Here is a 19757-nt window from a genome sequence, read left to right as displayed (position 1 = left end):
ATAGACTTTCCTCTCGCTTTCCCGTTTAATGGCAGTTTCCACTCGCGTACATGCGGATCGTATCCCAATTATGTACCTTAGCGGCATGAAACAAATACCCTTGGCAGAGAGAATGCGTCCCAAGATGCTGGTCGACTATGTGGGGCAGCAGCATCTGATCGGACCGGGAGCTGTGCTCCGGCGGATGATCGAACAGGGACAGGTGCCATCCATGATTCTGTGGGGGCCTCCCGGAGTAGGCAAGACCACGCTGGCCGAAATCATTGCTCACGAAGTGGATGCACCTTTCTATACATTGAGTGCGGTCAGCTCCGGTGTGAAAGAAGTGCGAGAAGTGATAGCCGACATCGAATCCAATCGTGGCAATCTGTTCGACAAAGGCGGACGCGCCATCCTCTTCATAGATGAGATACACCGTTTCAGCAAGAGTCAGCAGGATTCGCTTCTGGCAGCCGTAGAGCGAGGGATAGTGACGCTGATCGGTGCCACGACCGAAAATCCGAGTTTCGAAGTGATACGTCCGCTCCTCTCGCGCTGTCAGGTCTATGTGCTCAAACCCCAAAGTGATGAGGATCTGCTGCTACTGGCACACAGGGCTATCGATCGGGACGAACTGCTGGCCGCCAAGCATCCTGTACTGGAGGAGACAGAAGCTCTGCTTCTCTATGCCGGAGGCGATGCGCGAAAGATGCTGAACATCCTCGACCTTCTGGCTACAAGCGAAGTAGAAGACCGGCTCGTCATTACCAACGAAAAGATACGCCGGCGATTGCAAGAAAACCCTGCTGCTTTCGACAAGGGAGGCGAACTGCACTACGATATAGCATCCGCCTTTATCAAAAGTATTCGGGGCAGTGATCCCGATGCGGCTATTTACTGGCTGGCGCGCCTTATCGATGGTGGGGAAGAACCCTCATTCATCGCTCGCAGGCTGATCATATCGGCTGCGGAGGACATCGGTCTGGCCAATCCGAACGCCATGCTCATCGCCACGGCCTGTGCCGAGGCTTTAGACCGGATCGGCTGGCCCGAAGGCCGTATTCCATTGGCCGAGGCTACCATTTATTTGGCCACTTCGGAGAAGAGCAATTCAGCCTATTTGGCCATCGACTCCGCTCTCGAATATGTCCGTCGATCAGGCAATCTCCCTGTACCCCTGCACCTGCGTAATGCCCCTACCCGTCTGATGGCCGACCTCGACTATGGTAAGGGATATAAATACTCGCACGATTTTCCGGAGCACTTCGTCTCACAGCAATATCTGCCCGACAAAGCTGCTGACGTCTCTTTCTGGACTCCTCAAATGCACACGGCGCATGAAGCCAAACTGGGAGAGCGGACGAAGCGATGGTGGAAGGGGGAGAAATCCGAAAAGGATACAACGAAACAATGACTCTTCATTCTGTACCGCCTTTATGCCGACAGATATTTTTTCCTTCAAACAATTCGACATCGACCAAACAGGTTGTGCCATGCGCGTGGGTACCGATGGCGTCCTGCTCGGAGCATGGGCCGGAGGGGATGCAGCCGGAAGTATGCCCCGGCATTGTCTGGACATAGGCACGGGCACAGGGCTGATAGCCTTAATGATGGCACAGCGATTCCCACAGGCCCGGGTACAGGGAATAGAAATAGATACTGCCGCTGCCGAATGTGCTCGCGCAAACGCTGCTGCCTCTCCTTTTTCCGATCGAATAGCGATCGCTTCGGGAGATATTTTGGATTCATCGCTCGAAAGCCTTATCGGAAATCAACGTTTCGACCTGATCGCCTCGAATCCGCCTTTCTTCAAGTCCTCCCTGCATGCTCCCGACAGACAGCGTACCATGGCACGACATGAAGAAACCCTGCCATTGGAAAAACTGATATGCCGTGCCTCCGAATTGCTCTCTCCGCAAGGGCGATTGGCACTCATTACACCCCATGACCGGCTAAAGGATTTACGCCTGTATGCAGCTACCTATCGTTTGGTCCCGTCTCGCTTGACCGAGGTGCATACCCTACCCCATAAAGGACCTAAACGCCTCCTAAGCGAATGGCGACCTGCCGATACTGCTATCGACCGATCGCCACTCACCGATACTCTCATCATTCATCCTGCCACAGGCTACTATTCGCCTGAGTACGTACGTCTGACAGAGCCTTTCTATACGACTTCTTTCCGCATCCTCGCTGTGGGATAACCGAGCTGCTCCCGATATTTGGCAACGGTACGACGAGCCAGTCGATAACCGCTTTCGGCCAAAACCTCAGCCAACTCGGTATCATTCAGGGGAGATCTCTTGTCCTCGGAGTCGATGGCTTCGGCAAGTACTCGCTTGACCTCACGTGTAGATACTTCCTCTCCCTTATCATTGACAGTGCCATCGCTGAAAAAGTGCTTCAAGGAGAAGATTCCGAAGTCGGTCTGTACATATTTGCTGTTGCTCACACGAGAGATCGTACTGACATCGTAACCCGTCGGATCGGCCACATCTTTCAGAATCATAGGCTTCAGATCGGCAAGTTCTCCACTTCTGAAATAAGCATCCTGTAGCCGTACTATGGCCTCCATCGTCCGCTGTAGGGTTTCCCGACGCTGACGAATGGCTTCGATGAACCATTGTGCCTGATCCACTTTCTGCTTGACGAAAAGAAGTGTTTGCTTGCGTTCGCGTGAGCGATTCTTAGCAGAGCCCTGATAATCCTGCATCATCTCCTGATAGACCTTACTGACGCGCAAGGGCTGAATATCACCACCACGGGTAAGCGACACGACCAGATCATCTCCCATACGCTCGACGATGAAATCGGGATATACCCTGTTCATGGCTGCTTCGGCATCGTCTCCCCATCCATTAGCGGGTTTGGGATTGAGCTGCATGATCAGCCCGAAGGCTTCCTTCATTTCCGAGTCGGAAAGAGATGCCTCCTCCTGCAACTGCTCGAACCGTTTGGAGACAAAGTCGTCATAATGGTTCGTAAGAATATGGAGGGCTGTCTGCCGAGTTGTCGTATCCGGCAATCGCTCCAACTGAAGTAGCAGACATTCTTTGAGATCTCTGGCACATATACCGGGAGGATCGAGGCTCTGTACCAATCCTATCACTTCCTCCACTTCCTTTTGGTCCGCTTCGATACCGGCACGGAAGGCGAGATCGTCCAGAATCTCCTCCAGATCGCGATGCAGATAGCCATCTTCTTCTATGTTACCAATAATATAAGGAGCAAGTTGTTGCTGTCGATCCGTCAGAGGCAGGAACTTCAGCTGTTCGACCAAACGATCGTTGATCGAAGGTGCAGCGGAAGAAAAAGGTATTTCCTCTCGTCGGCTGTTGCGATCCTGTATTTCGCGCAGCTTGTATTCCGGAATATCTTCCTCGGTACGGTAATCGCCCAATGAGAGGTCGGAGGTGTCATCCCCCATCAGATTGTCTTCGGTTCCATCCACACTGCCGGATACCTCATCATCATACGCTCCTTCTTCCAAAGCAGGGTTAGCCTCCAGTTCTTTCTGTATCCTCTCTTCCAACTCAATGGCAGGAAGCTCCAAGAGTTTGATTTGCTGGATCTGCTGTGCAGAGAGATTTTGTTGCTGCCTTTGAGCAAGGGTTTGCTTCAACATAGAGGAATTATCTTTTCGAGGTGGATACCGTGCGATCCTTTGAGCAGGATGAGAGAATCGTGAATGGGATGAGCTTTCAAATACTCTTCGAGAGCAACATTGTCGGCAAATCCCGTTGCTCCGTTGGGGAAGCTATCCGCCAAAGCCGTCAGGCAAGGACCGCATAGCAATATCCGCCGATACCGACCGGTATTGATACGTTCGAGAAGAGCCATATGCTCACGCTTGCTCTCTGCGCCCAGTTCGTTCATGTCGCCGAGGATAAGCACAAGAGGTTTATCGGTATGCAGGGAATCGAAATTGTCGAGTGCCGCGTGCATGCTCACCGGATTGGCATTATAGGCATCCACAATCAGGGAATTGCCTCGCTCCGTTTCGATCCATTGGGAGCGATTATTACTCGGTCTGTAAGTAGCAAGAGCCGATACGATAGCTTCATCGGGGACATCGAAAAAGCGTCCTGCCGTGACGGCAGCCAAAGCGTTCGGCAGATTGTAGTCGCCCACAAGATTGGTGCAAATCCTCTGCTCACTCGATGAGCCGAATAAATCGAAGCAGAGATAAGGCGTGTTGTTTGCAACTATTCGTCCTCGAACCGTGGCATCTGCCGAGGTACCGTAAGAGACCGATTGCAGTCCCTGCGACATATCGACGAGGGTATCATCATCAAAATTCAAGAAGAGGATCCCACCCTCTGCTCGAATGAAATCATAAAGTTCTCCCTTGGTACGCCTTACCCCATCTAAAGAGCCGAAGCCCTGTAAATGCGCCCGACCGATATTGGTAATCAGTCCAAAGTTAGGACGAGCTATACGCGTCAGCTCGGCAATGTCTCCGGGCTTATTGGCACCCATCTCGATAATAGCTATCCGATGTTCGGCTTTGAGCCTCAACAAAGTCAAAGGCACTCCTATATGGTTATTGAGATTGCCCTCCGTATAGAGTACAGGATAAGTAGTGGAAAGGACAGCAGCCATCAGCTCCTTTGTCGTGGTTTTGCCATTCGTCCCGGTGATACCGATAACCGGTGTGCCGAGACTCTTGCGGTGAAAAGCAGCCAGCTGCTGGAGAGCTGTCAGCACATCGTCCACAAGGAGATAGCGTTCGTCACGAACGACTGAAGAGTCGTCCACCACAGCCAAGGCGCATCCTTTCTCCAAAGCAGAGGGGGCAAACCGATTGCCATCGAACAGCTCGCCTTTGAGAGCGAAGAAAATACTGTCGGGAGGTGTTTGGCGGCTGTCGGTAGTCACCGTAGGATGAGCCAGATAGGCTGCATATAATTGTTCGATTGTCATTTCGACTGCAAATTTGAATTTGTCTTGAGGTAGCGCAGGCAGCTACTCCCACTTGATCTGTCCGAACAAAAGTACAGCAATTCTCGGTTGCATCCCATACGAACAATGTTTGCCACAGAGAGATATAGATATACTGAATACAAGTGCGATTGTTGTACATACATATATTTACCGTTACTTTGCAGTCGTAAAAAATACAGAGAATTGCAAAACAACATGTACGTCGAAGTATTAAAATCCAAAATACACCGCGTAACCATTACGGAGGCCAACCTCGACTATGTAGGCAGCATCACCATCGATGAAGATCTGATGGATGCTGCCAACATCATCGCCGGAGAGAAAGTCCAAATCGTGGACAACAACAACGGAGCACGCTTGGAGACCTATACCATACCGGGCAAAAGAGGTTCGGGGGTAATCTGTCTCAATGGAGCAGCTGCTCGCATCGTTCATCCGGGCGATATTATCATCATCATGGCGTATGCCTGGATGAAGATGGAGGAAGCCAAGGTGTTCAAGCCTGCTGTAGTATTTCCCGATACTGCAACGAACAAGATAATTCTGAAATAATCACAGCAATATAATCTCTCCCCTCCTCTCCGGCTATGAATCGGATCGCGAGAGGAGAGATGCAAGCTATCATTTCCTATGTTTGAAAATCTGAGCGAACGGCTCGACCGTTCTTTTAAGCTCCTCAAAGGTGAGGGGAGAATCACCGAGATCAATGTAGCCGAGACTCTCAAAGACGTACGTCGTGCCCTTTTGGATGCCGACGTGAACTATGTCGTTGCCAAGCAGTTTACGGACTTGGTCAAGGAAAAAGCCATCGGCCAAAACGTACTGACCTCCGTCCGTCCGGGCGAACTGATGGTGAAGATCGTTCATGACGAATTGGCTGCTCTGATGGGCGGACATTCTGTGGATATTAACCTCAAAGGCAGTCCGGCAGTAATCCTGATGTCCGGATTGCAGGGTTCGGGTAAGACCACCTTCTCCGGCAAACTGGCCAATATGCTCAAGTCCAAGCAGGGCAAACGACCTCTGCTCGTGGCCTGCGACGTGTATCGTCCTGCGGCCATCCAGCAGCTGATGATCCTCGGCGAGCAGCTCGGAGTACCCGTCTACAGCGAACCGGACAGCAAAAAGCCGGTCGAGATAGCCCGACATGCCATCGCCGAAGCCAAGACCAAGGGGAACGACGTTGTCATCATTGACACCGCGGGTCGCTTGGCCATCGACGAAGAAATGATGCGCGAGATAGAGGCTATCAAGGCGGCCATCCAGCCGAACGAAGTCCTTTTCGTAGTGGATTCGATGACCGGTCAGGACGCCGTGAATACAGCCAAAGAGTTCAACGCACGCTTGGATTTCGACGGTGTTGTCCTCACCAAACTCGATGGAGACACTCGAGGCGGTGCTGCTCTCTCGATCCGTTCGGTCGTGAACAAGCCCATCAAGTTCGTCGGTACGGGAGAGAAGATGGAAGCGATCGACGCATTTCATCCCGAGCGTATGGCCGACCGTATCCTCGGCATGGGGGACATCGTGTCGCTTGTGGAGCGTGCTCAGGAGCAATACGACGAAAAGGAAGCTCGCAAACTGGAGGAGAAAATAGCCAAGAATCAGTTCGACTTCAATGACTTCCTCGCCCAGATACATCAGATCAAAAAGATGGGTAACCTCAAAGAGCTTGCATCCATGATCCCGGGAGTGGGAAAGGCCATCAAGGATATAGATATAGACGACGATGCTTTCAAGAGCATCGAAGCCATCATATATTCCATGACGCCCCATGAGCGCACCCATCCCTCTATCCTCAACGGACAGCGTCGCAAGCGAATAGCAATGGGTAGCGGCACTTCCATACAGGATGTCAATAAGCTGATCACGCAGTTCGACCAGACGCGTAAAATGATGAAGACCATACAGGGATTCAAAGGTGGCAAAATGCCGAAGATGCCGCGCATGCCGAAGATGAAGAGATAAAAGAGATACCGGCCGCAAAGACTTCTTCGGACAGCCGGAGTGAGTGCAAGGCGAGAGCGCATCGGCATCGCTGACGGAAGAGCGAAGAACAATGTTGAGATCAAAGCGGTTGTCTAACATATGGAAACGACATACAAACTTCTCGACGGGAAAAAGATTTCCGGCGAAATAAAACAAGAGATTGCAGCCGAAGTAAACGAGCTGCTGGAGAAAGGTGGTCGCCGTCCGCATTTGGCAGGCGTGCTCGTAGGTCATGATGGCGGTAGCGAGACCTATATGGCCAGCAAGGTAAAAGCTTGCGAAGAGGTGGGCTTTACCTCCTCGCTCATTCGCTACGAAGACGATGTAACGGAGGAAGAACTGCTGGCCTGCGTGCACCGCCTGAATCAGGATCCGACGGTAGACGGCTTCATCGTACAGCTCCCCCTGCCCAAGCATATCGACGAGCAGAAGATCATCGAAGCAGTAGACCCACGCAAGGATGTGGACGGATTTCATCCCATCAACGTAGGCCGTCTGAGCATCGGTCTGCCCGGTTTCGTCTCGGCCACACCGAAGGGAATAGTGGAACTGCTTCGCCGCTACAATATCCCTACCAGAGGCAAGCATTGCGTAGTATTGGGACGCAGCAATATCGTAGGCAAGCCCGTATCGCAGCTTTTGCTCCAAAAGGGAGAACCGGGCGACTGCACCATCACCATCTGCCATAGTCGCACCCCTAACATCAAAGAAGTATGCCTGACGGCCGACATTATTATTGCAGCTTTGGGGCAGCCCGAATTCCTGACAGCCGATATGGTAAAGCCCGGGGCCGTGGTCGTGGACGTAGGTACCACACTCGTACCGGACTCGACACGCAAAAGCGGTTTCCGCCTGACGGGCGACGTCAAATTCGATGAAGTGGCACCCAAGTGCTCGTACATCACTCCCGTACCGGGCGGAGTAGGTCCGATGACCATCGTATCGCTCATGTCCAATACCCTTCTGGCAGGTAAAGGATTGTACCGGTAAACCCTCCTTCCCTTATTTGCCAACGACCTTATCGAAGAGGCCTGTCATCAATATCGGTTCGTCCGGTATTACGATGATCGGCCTCTTTTCTTATTGACGGTGTATCGTCATGCGCAAATTACTGCACTGCTTGCGACATTCGGTTTCAGTCACGTACCCTAATCGGTCTTAGTGCCTTGTACTTTCGCACTCTTAGGCACCTAAAACAGGTTATGCCAAAATGAATTTTGACACAGCCCCTTCCTCTGCCGATACTTTGAAGAATCGCTTCGTATCCTTTCTCATTAGGAGGTAAAGGCGTACTTTCGCAGCACGCTATGGATGCTACTACGCAAAAGACCGGCCACTACGGGGCGTTGCTCCGCCTCGGGCTACCCATTATCATCGGCCAACTGGGAATCATCTTCGTCAGCTTTGCCGATAATATCATGGTCGGGCAGCACTCCACGGCAGAGTTGGCCGCGGCCTCCTTTGTGAACAATATATTAGGTCTGCTCCTCATCCTCGGTATCGGATTCGCATACGGACTGACGCCGCTGGTGGCATCGGCCGAACACAGAGGGCAGTACTTCAAAGCCGGCATCCTGCTCCGGCACAGCCTCCGCCTCAATATAGCGATCGGACTCTTCCTCGCAGGTGTGGCAGCAGTGATGGTTCCCCTGTTCGATACGCTCAACCTCCCACCCTCGCTCCGCCCTCTCGCCATCCCCTATTACTGGGTGCAGGTAGGAGGTCTCTTCCTCGTCACGGTATTCAATGCCTTCAAGCAGTTCTATGACGGCATGAGCGATACGCGCACCCCGATGTATATCACCATATCGGGCAATCTCTTCAATGTCGGACTGAACTATCTGCTGATATTCGGCAAAGGCGGTCTCCCCGAAATGGGACTCCTCGGAGCGGGCTATGCTACCCTGCTGAGCCGTCTGCTGATGCTCGCCACTATCGTCCTTTTCCTCTATCGCAGACCCTCATGGACAGCGATCCGCCGTGCCTTCTGCCGGCAGACGCATATCCGCCGCGCCTATCGCCGCCTATTCTCGGTCGGACTCCCCGTTGCCGTACAGATGGGACTCGAATCGGCCTCTTTCACCATGGCCGTCCTTTTTGTCGGGCGGCTCGGCGATCAGGCTCTGGCGGCACACCAGATCGTCTGCGTCATCACCACGCTCGGCTACCTCGTCTATTACGGGCTTGGTGCTGCCACCACCATCCGCATCAGTCACTTCAAGCTGCACGGCCAACCCGATGAAGTCCGCCGCGTAGCCGCCACTGCCTACCGAATGGCCGCACTGACCGCCTGCGTCGTGGTCGTACTACTTTTGCTCACGCGGCACAGCTTTTCCTTCCTCTTCACGCCCGACGAGGAGGTGGCGCGTATCGTTGCCCTTACGTTGATCCCTGTCGTCGTCTACCAATTCGGAGATGCCCTCCAAGCCATCTATGCCAATGCTCTGCGAGGAATGGAGCGCGTCCGTTTTCTGGCTCCGGCAGCAGCTTTCTGCCACGTATTGCTGGCACCGATACTCTCCTATTTGCTGGGATTCGTATTCATATCGGGCAATACGCCCATGCAGTTGGCCGGTATCTGGTCGGCCTTTCCCATCAGTCTGACACTGCTCGGCATCCTCTTCTACAGCTACTTCCGGAAGGTAACCCGATAAACTCTGCGAAGGAAAACCTTGCTCCTCTTTCGGGAAAACGGTCCTTTTTCCAATCCCCCGTCTCCATTTGCTCCGGGACGGCTGTATGGAAAGTGAAAACCACAGACGGATCCGACCGATATGGCCATCCCTTTACTTTCTCCTCTGTCGATAAAGTGAAATTCATTTCTTGAAAAAATCATGATAAATACAGAGAGAATACTATGGTCTCATGTGAGAGGATACTATGGTCTCATATGAGAGGATAGTATCCTCTCTATATAGACCCCTTAGGGATGTACTCGAAGACACCCCTTGAAACACAAAAAAGGCTCCTCCGGAGAGTGGCAAGCCACATGCCCGAAGGAACCTTGAAGGAATAAGAGGAATAAGACAGCCGGAGGCTACTATTCGTTGCGGAAGACGATCGACCCGTCTATGCAGTCGATGAGTACGGGACGCGTACTGTCCACCGCATCGGCCAAGAGAGCCTTGCTCAGCTCGTTGAGGACGAATCGCTGCAGGACTCGCTTCACGGGACGCGCCCCGAACTGCGGATCATAGCCCTCTCTGGCGCCAAAGGCCACGACAGCCTCCGTGTAGTGGAGCACCACGTCGTTATCGGCCAGTTGGCGCACGATACCATCGAGCTGCAAGCGGACGATCTCGTAGATCTCCTGCTCGGTCAGCGGCGTGAAGACGATGGTCTCGTCGATACGGTTCAGAAACTCGGGGCGAATCGTATGCTTGAGTAGCTGCATCACCTCATCGGCCGTCCGAGCCGTGAGGGACTGGCGATTCTCCGCCGTGAGGTTCTGCATCCGCTCGCGAATGATGTCCGAACCGAGGTTCGACGTCATGATGATGAGCGTATTCTTGAAGTTTACCACATGCCCCTTGTTGTCGGTCAGGCGGCCATCGTCGAGGACTTGCAGCAATACGTTGAACACATCCGGGTGAGCTTTTTCTATTTCATCGAAAAGCACCACGGAATAAGGTTTGCGGCGAATGGCCTCCGTCAGTTGGCCACCCTCGTCATAGCCCACATACCCCGGAGGCGCACCGATCAGACGCGTGGCACTGAACTTCTCCTGATACTCGCTCATGTCTATTCGCGTAAGCATGCTCTCATCATCGAAGAGCAATTCGGCCAAGGCTCGCGCCAACTCCGTCTTGCCCACCCCTGTAGTACCGAGGAAGATGAACGAACCGATCGGACGCTTGGGGTCCTGAAGACCGGCCCGACTGCGGCGGACGGCATCTGCCACGGCGCGGATGGCTTCGTCCTGACCGATCACGCGCTTGTGTAGCTCCTCCTCCAGATGGAGCAGCTTCTCGCGCTCGCTCTGAAGCATACGGCTGACGGGGATGCCCGTCCAGCGCGACACGATGTCGGCTATGTCGTCGGCCTCCACTTCCTCCTTGATCATGGAGCCGCCACGCTGCAATTCGTGCAGCTGCTGCTGTATCGTGCCGATCTCCGTCTCCTTCTGCTTGATAAGCCCGTAACGTATCTCGGCCACTCGTCCGTAATCGCCCTCCCGTTCGGCACGATCGGCCTGAAACTTCAGCTCCTCTATATCTATCTTGAGCTGCTGGATCTGATTGATCCGGTCCTTTTCGTTCTGCCATTGGGCTTTCTCCGAAGCCTCTTTCTCCTTGAGTTCGGCTATTTCCCTGTCGAGGAGCTGTACCTTTTCTTCGTCATTCTCTCGCTTGATGGCCTCGCGTTCGATCTCAAGTTGCTTGATCCTGCGCGAGATCTCGTCCAGCTCCTCCGGCAGCGAATCCACCTCCATACGCAGACGGGCGGCGGCCTCGTCCATCAGGTCGATGGCCTTGTCGGGCAGGAACCGCTCCGTAATGTAGCGGTGCGACAGCTTCACGGCCGCGATGATGGCATCGTCCTTGATCCTCACTTTGTGGTGATTCTCGTATTTCTCCTTCAAACCCCGAAGGATGGAGATGGAACTTAGCTCGTCCGGCTCGTCCACCATCACCATCTGGAAGCGTCGTTCCAGAGCCTTGTCCTTCTCGAAGTACTTGCGGTATTCGTCCAGCGTAGTGGCACCGATGGCACGGAGTTCGCCCCGAGCCAGAGCCGGCTTCAGTATGTTGGCCGCATCCATCGCCCCTTCGCTCTTGCCGGCTCCGACAAGGGTGTGGATCTCATCTATGAAGAGGATGATCTCCCCCTCGGCTCCGGTTACTTCGTTTACCACGGCTTTCAGCCTTTCCTCGAATTCACCTTTATACTTGGCTCCGGCGATCAAGGCACCCATGTCGAGAGAGAATATCTGCTTGTTGCGCAGATTCTCCGGCACATCGCCACGTATGATCCTGTAAGCCAGACCCTCGGCTATGGCCGTCTTGCCCACCCCCGGCTCACCGATAAGGATAGGATTGTTCTTGGTACGTCGGGAGAGGATTTGCAGCACACGCCTGATCTCGTCGTCACGACCGATCACGGGATCCAACTTGCCGTCGCGTGCACGCTGGCAGAGATTGACAGCATATTTCTCCAGTGCATTGTACTGCTCCTCCGCACTCTGACTGGTCACGTTGCGCCCCTTCCGAAGCTCTTCGATGGCCGACTCCAGGAGCTGTTCGGTGGCTCCGGCATCCTTGAGCAGGGCAGACGCTTCGCATCGCGTTGCCAAAATAGCCAGCACGATGTGCTCCAACGAGACGTATTTGTCCTTCATCCGGTGCGCTGCATCCTCCGCTGCCTGTAGCACCTGATTGGTCTCACGCGACAGATAGGGTTCGCCACCCGATACATGGGGCAGCTTCTCGATCAGTTTGTCCACAGCCGTGGCAATACTGCCCTTGTTCACCCCCATCTTGGCAAAAAGGAAATCGGTCAGGCTTTCGCCCTGATCCATAACGGCCTTGAGCAGGTGCTGCGGTTCGATGGCCTGCTGTCCGTGCCGACGGGTCAGCTCCACAGCCTGCTGTAGAGCCTCCTGCGATTTGATTGTGTAGTTGTTAATGTTCATTGCTGTGTTTGTTGTTACCAAACAAAATCCAACAACCATGCCAACGCCTAAAGACTGACATTTTGTCCTTTTTTACATTTTTCCACTCTCATCGTTTATATCCAAGGCAAGAATTACTCATTATAATACATGGTATAAGAAAGAAAATAAAGACTCCATACAGCTTATATGACCTAATCGAATACCTTTGTCCGTGGAAAATCATAAAAATACCCTACTATGAAACTCAGAACATTCTTATTCGTGATTGTAGCTACACTGTCAGTAGCGTTTGGCGCAGAAGCGCAGAAGAAGACAGCGAAAAAACCGCTTATCGTCTATTACTCCCACAGTGGCAACACCAAAGCAGTGGCCGAACACATCCAAAAGGCTACCGGAGGCGTACTCTTCCGCATAGAACCGGAGCAGGCCTACCCCGAAGACTACAAAGCCCTCGTCCAGCAGGCCAAAGAGGAGCTGAAGAAAGGCTTTCGTCCCAAACTCAAAAAGTCCGTCAAAGACATAGCCGACTACGACGTTGTCTACATAGGTTCGCCCAACTGGATCCACACCTTGGCTCCTGCCGTAATGAGCTTTCTGGATCAGCACAACCTCAAGGGCAAGACCATCATCCCCTTTGTCACACATGGCGGTGGCGGCATGGGCAAGTGTTTGGACGAGATGAAGCGACTGGCACCTCAAGCGACAGTCCTCGACGGCATCGTTATTGACGGCAAGAAAGCCAAAGAATCGGCCGAAGAAGTCCGCAACGCCCTGAAAGCATTGGAACAAATCAAATAACGACAACTGTCCCTATCCCGAATCAACGAGGATCGATAGTGGCGAGCTTTTCTCCACAAATCAAACACAAGCTCCCCACCCTACCGGGTTCTTTCCCCCCCACAAAAAGAGGCGTCGATGACGCCTCTTTTTTATGCCCTATAACCACCAAATACGCACCAAAAACTTTTCCACAGCTTTTTTTCAATAAAGGCTCCGTGTCGCATAGGCGACATTTCAGGCGGATAGCAGCTTCTACTTTTGTGTCATCAAAGAACAACGATCGATTAACAAAAGAAAGAAGGAGACTCGACAATGGAAAAGAAAATGTTTTGCTATCAATGCCAGGAAACAGCAGGCAATAAGGGATGCATCCTCAAAGGGGTATGCGGTAAGGACTTTAGTACAGCCAATCTGATGGATTTGCTCGTCTTTAACCTCAAAGGCATTGCCATCATAACAACTTCGATGAGGCGTGCCGGAGTGAAAGCCGATTACCGAAAGGCCAATAAGACGATCATGGAATCTCTATTCGCCACGATCACTAATGCCAACTTCGACTACTCTTCCATAGCCAAACGCGTAGAGAAAACATTTGCACTCAAAGCGGAATTGCACCATTTGGCTCTTGCTGAAGGTGTAGAGCTTCCCGAAAACGAAGCGGTAACGATGCAGGGAACGCAGGAAGAATATGATCAGTTGGCTCTTGGCGTAGGTATTCTAAGGGAGACAAACGAGGACGTACGCTCTCTCAAAGAGCTGACGATCTATGGACTCAAAGGATTGGCAGCCTATGCGGAGCATGCGGATCGACTCGGCTACGTGGATGAAGAGATCAATGCCTTCACAGAACGCGCGCTACACGATGTGACGATGGGATTGCTTTCAGCGGATGAACTGACAGCTCTTGTATTGGAGACCGGTTCTTACGGAGTGAAAGTGATGGCTCTTCTGGACAAAGCCAATACCGAGAGCTTTGGCAATCCGGAAATCACGGAAGTAAATATCGGTGTCGGTTCGCGCCCGGGTATCCTTATCAGTGGTCATGACCTGAAGGATATGGAGATGCTGCTCGAACAAACCGAAGGGACGGGAATAGATGTGTATACGCATAGTGAAATGCTACCGGCCAACTATTATCCCAAATTCAAAAAATACAAACACTTCTTCGGCAATTACGGCAATGCATGGTGGAAACAGCGCGAGGAGTTCGAAACTTTCAACGGCCCTATCCTCTTCACCACGAACTGTATCGTACCGCCTAAAGCCAATGCCTCCTACAAGGATCGGGTATTTACCACCAATGCTGCGGGCTATCCGGGATTCAAGTACATCGAAAGCGATGAGCACGGCCGCAAGGACTTCAGCGAAATCATTGCCTTGGCCAAGACTTGCCAGCCTCCCACAGAGATTGAAAGCGGTACCATCATTGGAGGCTTTGCACACCATCAGGTATTGAGCATCGCCGACAAAGTGGTGGAAGCGGTCAGCAGTGGAGCAATCCGCAAGTTTGTAGTGATGAGCGGTTGCGATGGCCGGCAGAATGGGCGCAACTATTACACGGAGTTTGCCGAAGCTCTTCCCTCCGATACGGTTATCCTTACATCGGGATGTGCCAAGTTCCGATACAATAAATTGCAGCTTGGCGATATAGGTGGCATCCCTCGCGTTCTTGATGCCGGACAATGCAATGACAGCTATTCTCTGGCAGTTATTGCCCTGAAGCTGAAAGAAGTAATGGGATTGGATGATATCAATAAACTTCCGATCGTCTACAACATTGCATGGTACGAGCAGAAAGCCGTTATCGTCCTGCTCGCTCTCCTCAGCCTCGGAGTCAAGAATATCCATGTAGGCCCTACCCTTCCGGCATTCCTATCCCCGAACGTAGCAAAAGTACTGGTAGAAAACTTCGGTATAGCCGGTATCGGTACGGTCGAGGAAGACATTCAGACGCTGATTGCATGAGAACGTGTGTGAATGCCTGCGGCAGTAGACTGGGAGCATTGCAGTAGGTATTCCTCTCCGGTCGATGACCAAGAGAAGAAAAAACATGTATAATCAAGAAGACTTGATTTGATTACTCCAGCCTCGACAATCGTTGAGGCTGGAGTATTTCTATACTCTTGCCGTCCACCCTAATAATGCCCTCTTCTTCAAGTTGAGAAAGGCTGCGTGCCAGCGATTGCCTGTTCACGCCAAAGCGATCGGCAAGTTCTTTCCATGAAGATTCGACAACGATCCGACTGCTGCCGTCTTTGGTATAAAGTCGAAGCAGATAGTCTCCGATCTTGCCCTGTAAACTTCGTAAACTAAGCTGATGGATTTTCTTCATGAGGAAAGCACTGATGTCCGAAATCATGCCGATAAAATTCTCCATCAGAGCAGGGTACTTATGCATCGTCCCTTTGAACTCTTGTTTCCCGATGCGGAAAAGAATACTGTCCTCATTGGCCAATAAGGTAACGGGTAAAATATTCTCCGATGCAAAAAGAAGGGCCGGAGCCAAGATACGACCGGTGGCTAGTGTATCTATCAGAATCTGCTTACCGGAAGGTCCCACCATCTCAGCGCGAATCTCTCCTGCGCCCACGATCCGAAGGTCTTGCAGCTTATCTCCACCGATAGCGTATAGCTCTTCTGCTTTCAGCCGTTCAGTCCTATATGAACAACTCTCAAGCAGGGCTATGACCTCATCCTCTTTCATACCGGCAGCGAGTCCACTTCCTTTCCATGCTTTCAGAAGGAGATCAAATTCGGGATTCATCACAGCAGTTCTTCCCTTAGTATATATTCTTCCGCTCCCATTGATCAATGGCATCACGGATATCACATAGTTCCTGACGGATTTCTTTCAAACGGCTGATGACTTCTTCCCTGCGCGTAGTACCATCATAATCGTTTTTGAGAGCTTGCTTCGTACCTGCAAGTGTAAGCCCTTTCTCCTTGGTAAGGTGGTGAATGAGCCGCACCATTTCGATGTCTTTGGCTGTATAGCGACGAGTGCCGCCTTTGGAAGTATGTGGCTTTAGTGCAGGGAATTCCTTCTCCCAAAAACGAAGAGTGGAATCCGGCAGATCGAACATCCGCGCCACTTCGCTTATGGAATAAAATAGCTTTCCCTGTTTTTGCTTTTGCTTTTTCATTTTTCAAGCCGTACGGAAAACAGACCCTGATCTTCTAAGGATCAGGACAAACTTAAAAAATTCTTTCAAGCAAAGTCTCTCTTTCGAGTCGGAGAAACGGCAAATACCGAGAACCAAAATGCCAACAGATAGGCTCCACGAACGAAGATAAGAGGGGATTCGACTGCCATTGTCAGGAGGATAGCAGGCAGGAAAAGCAGAAAATCATACCGGCGATCGCGATAGGCAAAATAAAACAAACCGCCCACGAATACAACCAAAACAACCATCCCGGGAATACCAAGCTGCATGCCATCGGCCAAAAGCTGGTTGTGCGGATGTTTCAACAAAATATCCGTATCGATTTGCGCCTGCAATATATTGTCCATAGTTCCTAATCGAATACCTGTCCACGGATGCCGATCGATAGCTTCCATCGCTATATCGCGCATCTGCATGCGTTCTCCATCAGCGAAAAAACGATGGGACAAGAGGCCGTTGAAGATAAAACCGCCTACAATGATAAGCACGAAAGAGGCGAATAAAAGTTTCTTTTTCTGGGATAGGAAAAAGGCTCGTACCAAGAAAAAAAACATGATCGACAAGGGAATGAAGAGCATGGCCAAGCGGCTTTGGGTAATAAAAGCAAAGCATGACAAGGCGACCAAGCCATAGATTATTTCCACCGTAGATACCGTTTGCTCCCGATAGAGATACTGACGTACGGCGACTGCCATAAAAATAGCGAATATGCCCAAGAAGATATAAGTGGGATGAGCGAAATGCGTCCAGTGGAGCATACAGAAGCTCGTTGCCAGTGTCGGGATATGAGTCTTCAGATAGAATTTGTCAAAAGAAAACGGTGACAAAATGGATTGATCATAGTACTGATTCAGAAGCAAAGAGACGAGAATGATGCATGATAAGTATACCAATACAAGGCGGAAAGAAAAAGAAAGAAATACGCCCCATTCAGTTCTTGTAGGACGCCAGCAGCACAAGGCTAATGGCAAACCCAATAGGGGAAGTCGCTGCTTGAGCGTATGCAGAGCATCTTTAGTCTCGGCAGATCCGATAAGCCCTGTAGCCTGAAACAGGTAATAAGCCACCAGCAGAATAAAGATACCTGCCGGGAGATAGAACTTCTTATGAACAATCCCATAAATATACGCAAGACCACAGAAGAGCCATACGGCACCGATGGCAAACCCCAAAAATTGGCCTACAGCTGCCGCTACAAATGAAACAAGCAACAGCTTGCGAAAGAGAGTAGCATCCATTCGGGAAATAGCTCTTAGACCGGTAGCAAGCGTAAAAACGCCCATAACAGAAACAAAAATCCACACGAAAAAAGGTGGCGTATCCTTCTTAGGATCAAAAACCTGGCAATCCTTCACCAATGGATATAGTAAGGATAGGAGCAAAATACCAAGTATGAGAAAGACAACGTTCATATTCTGCCGCAATAAGCGGACGAACCGAACCGAAAACGCTTCAGACATGATAATGTTTGGTAAATGATTGATGCGAGAGAATAGGCGACCTTTATCGGGAGGATGGAGCAAGTTTGTCGCTCAGATAGCGGATACGCTTTTCAGCCTTTTCCCTCTCTCTGATCAGAGCAGTACGAGTGCTGTACATTTGTCCGAGACGAGCAGTCTCCGACAAGGCTTTAACACCCGCTCCGGATATTTGGAATGTATGCATTACTTTTCCTTTGGCCATAAAATCTATCCGAAGGGTATGTCCTTCGGCCTCGGCCTGAACAAAAAGCTCTCCGAGTTTGGCCGTCTCTTCTGACGGATAGGTCACCATTTCATAGTATAACCCCAAATCGGCAAAACGATAGTTAAGCGCACCATCGTAGGGAATATCTTGAGTCTGTAGCATGGACTTCGACAGCACATCCCTCACCCGAATAGCAGTATGGTTGATAGCTTTGGCTCCGGCATATACGCTCAAAACATTGAGATGGCCAAGGGTATCCGCGCTGCAACGCAGACGTGTACGTTCCTGCCCCGATGCTTCACCCCAACCGGGCAGAAAGAATTCCGGTGCTCTGTCTTCCATGGCCAAGGTCTTGAAAGAGCGGGAGGCACTGTCGATCCTTCCTGAGAGTACAAGCAGGGCACTATCGGCAAAGGCACGATTGCGCTCACACTCTTTGTACTCAGCCTGTCGACTGAGGTGCAAAGCCTCCTTGCGAGCAACCGTATCCGTAGCGTAATGACGATGAACGCTATCAGCCAAAATCCGAACACCGGAGTAATCGGCCTGCTCGTATGCTTCACGCATCAATACAAGCAAATGCCCCGCTCCCGATTTTGTATCCTGCTTACAGCCAACAAACTGCAACGAGAGGATAAAAAGCAAGAACGAGAAAGAAACTCGTCCCACGAGATCCAAATATCTGCTAAATGCTGTCCTCATTCACGCAAGATCAAAATACAGAGAAGTGCACATAACGCTTGGGATTGGCCTTGAGGTCGCGCAATAGTGCATCCGCACTCGAAGCCATACTATCCAGTCGCATATAGAGCGATTTGTCGTTCAAGAGCATCCCAAGCGAACCGTTAGAATTGCGAATTTGATCGGAAAAACTTCTGAGATTCTCCGATGTAGCCTGCAATTCGGCCATCAAAGCCTCCAGTTTCAGCTGTTTCAATTCTTCCGAAAGCTCTGCCACATTATCCGTGATGGTACGTGTATTGGCCATGACGGCAGGCAGTTGTGTCCCGATGGACTTATCCAAAGAAGCAGTCAAGCGGTTCAGTCGCTGAGCTGTTGCCACCATATTTTCCATCATTACGGCCAAATTGGGGTTATTGACCATATTCGACAGGCCTACAATCACAGAGTCCACCTTCGGCATCATGTTCACGACAGAAGGAACGATCTTAGTCGAAGTCATAGACATAATATCGTCCGGCGTTTCAGACCGAATGGTATCCCCCGGATTCAAGTATCCATCTCGAGGGTCGCCTTGCATGATACGAAGCTCAGCTCCGCTCAAAGCAGTCTGGTGGATAGCCAAATGGCTCCCCTTGGGCATACGATATTCGGACTCGAGATCGATACCCACAATGATAGAACGACCATTCTGATAGTCGAAACTAAGAGACTTTACCACCCCCACCTTATAACCATTGACGAGTACGGGACTGGCAATGTTGACGTTCTTCACTTCAGGGAAAGAAGCGTAATACACATTCTGTCGCTTGAAAACGTTGAATCCTTTCAGGTAGTTCAGACCGAAGTACAGAAGGAAAAGAGCAATGAGAGTCAATGCTCCGATCTTTGTAGACTTACTTATTCTCATTTCTTTGTAT

The 19757-nt window shown here is 51.2% G+C and carries 16 protein-coding genes; 8 read left to right on the top strand and 8 right to left on the bottom strand.

The features are described from left to right. Positions 1-85 precede the first annotated feature (85 nt). Entirely contained in the window at positions 86-1393 is a 1308-nt protein-coding gene (locus HQ50_RS03940; RefSeq protein ID WP_039428646.1) for a replication-associated recombination protein A, read from the top strand. A 22-nt stretch (positions 1394-1415) separates the two neighbouring features. Next, positions 1416-2183, top strand: coding sequence for a tRNA1(Val) (adenine(37)-N6)-methyltransferase (locus tag HQ50_RS03935; RefSeq protein WP_039417809.1), 768 nt, complete (start codon positions 1416-1418; stop codon positions 2181-2183). On the opposite strand, the gene rpoN is transcribed toward HQ50_RS03935, so the two are convergent. Together rpoN and murF are read right to left on the bottom strand one after the other, a co-directional pair. Next, positions 2147-3604, bottom strand: coding sequence for an RNA polymerase factor sigma-54 (rpoN, locus tag HQ50_RS03930; RefSeq protein WP_018964903.1), 1458 nt, complete (start codon positions 3602-3604; stop codon positions 2147-2149). The genes HQ50_RS03935 and rpoN overlap by 37 nt on opposite strands. Then, on the bottom strand, positions 3598-4902 hold the full coding sequence (gene murF / locus HQ50_RS03925) for a UDP-N-acetylmuramoyl-tripeptide--D-alanyl-D-alanine ligase (RefSeq protein WP_039428393.1): 1305 nt from the start codon (positions 4900-4902) through the stop codon (positions 3598-3600). Before murF ends, rpoN begins: the two co-directional genes overlap by 7 nt. A gap of 216 nt (positions 4903-5118) precedes the next feature. On the opposite strand from murF, the gene panD reads away from it, so the two are divergent. From panD to HQ50_RS03905, 4 genes are all read left to right on the top strand, one after another. Then, a complete protein-coding gene (gene panD / locus HQ50_RS03920) occupies positions 5119-5475 on the top strand; it encodes an aspartate 1-decarboxylase (protein ID WP_018964905.1) in 357 nt (118 codons plus the stop codon). A 78-nt stretch (positions 5476-5553) separates the two neighbouring features. Then, the gene (gene ffh / locus HQ50_RS03915; RefSeq protein WP_039417806.1) at positions 5554-6891 is read left to right on the top strand and encodes a signal recognition particle protein; all 1338 of its coding nucleotides are present in this window, start codon (positions 5554-5556) and stop codon (positions 6889-6891) included. Between the two features lie 120 nt (positions 6892-7011). Further along, complete coding sequence (folD, locus tag HQ50_RS03910) at positions 7012-7902, top strand: bifunctional methylenetetrahydrofolate dehydrogenase/methenyltetrahydrofolate cyclohydrolase FolD (protein ID WP_039417805.1); 891 nt, start codon at positions 7012-7014, stop codon at positions 7900-7902. 317 nt (positions 7903-8219) lie between these two features. Next, positions 8220-9566, top strand: a complete 1347-nt coding sequence (locus tag HQ50_RS03905) for an MATE family efflux transporter (protein WP_039428391.1) — start codon at positions 8220-8222, stop codon at positions 9564-9566. 386 nt (positions 9567-9952) lie between these two features. On the opposite strand, the gene clpB is transcribed toward HQ50_RS03905, so the two are convergent. Next, positions 9953-12544, bottom strand: a complete 2592-nt coding sequence (gene clpB, locus HQ50_RS03900; RefSeq protein ID WP_039428387.1) for an ATP-dependent chaperone ClpB — start codon at positions 12542-12544, stop codon at positions 9953-9955. Positions 12545-12763: 219 nt separating this feature from the next. On the opposite strand from clpB, the gene HQ50_RS03895 reads away from it, so the two are divergent. Next, a complete protein-coding gene (locus HQ50_RS03895; protein ID WP_039428384.1) occupies positions 12764-13324 on the top strand; it encodes a flavodoxin in 561 nt (186 codons plus the stop codon). Between the two features lie 294 nt (positions 13325-13618). Then, positions 13619-15271 (top strand): hydroxylamine reductase, encoded by a 1653-nt coding sequence (hcp, locus tag HQ50_RS03885; protein WP_039428378.1) that lies wholly within the window; start codon positions 13619-13621, stop codon positions 15269-15271. A gap of 112 nt (positions 15272-15383) precedes the next feature. Here hcp and hcpR read toward each other — a convergent pair whose 3' ends face one another. The 5 genes from hcpR to HQ50_RS03860 all read right to left on the bottom strand — a co-directional run bounded on the left by hcpR (position 15384) and on the right by HQ50_RS03860 (position 19747). Continuing rightward, positions 15384-16070 (bottom strand): nitrosative stress-sensing transcriptional regulator HcpR, encoded by a 687-nt coding sequence (hcpR, locus tag HQ50_RS03880; protein ID WP_018964912.1) that lies wholly within the window; start codon positions 16068-16070, stop codon positions 15384-15386. A gap of 16 nt (positions 16071-16086) precedes the next feature. After that, positions 16087-16449 carry a MerR family transcriptional regulator gene (locus HQ50_RS03875; RefSeq protein ID WP_018964913.1) on the bottom strand — a complete coding sequence of 121 codons (363 nt, stop codon included), beginning with the start codon at positions 16447-16449 and terminating at the stop codon, positions 16087-16089. Positions 16450-16514: 65 nt separating this feature from the next. After that, complete coding sequence (locus HQ50_RS03870; RefSeq protein ID WP_230587860.1) at positions 16515-17708, bottom strand: O-antigen ligase; 1194 nt, start codon at positions 17706-17708, stop codon at positions 16515-16517. Between the two features lie 265 nt (positions 17709-17973). Beyond that, a complete protein-coding gene (locus HQ50_RS03865; protein ID WP_039428371.1) occupies positions 17974-18858 on the bottom strand; it encodes a hypothetical protein in 885 nt (294 codons plus the stop codon). Positions 18859-18868: 10 nt separating this feature from the next. Continuing rightward, complete coding sequence (locus tag HQ50_RS03860) at positions 18869-19747, bottom strand: MlaD family protein (RefSeq protein WP_039428369.1); 879 nt, start codon at positions 19745-19747, stop codon at positions 18869-18871. Between the last annotated feature and the right edge of the window lie 10 nt (positions 19748-19757).

The organism is Porphyromonas sp. COT-052 OH4946, from assembly GCF_000765965.1.
Classification (GTDB): Bacteria; Bacteroidota; Bacteroidia; order Bacteroidales; family Porphyromonadaceae; genus Porphyromonas; species Porphyromonas gulae.
Note: the sequence above shows the minus strand (reverse complement) of the source record. Positions and strands in the feature narration are given on the sequence as shown.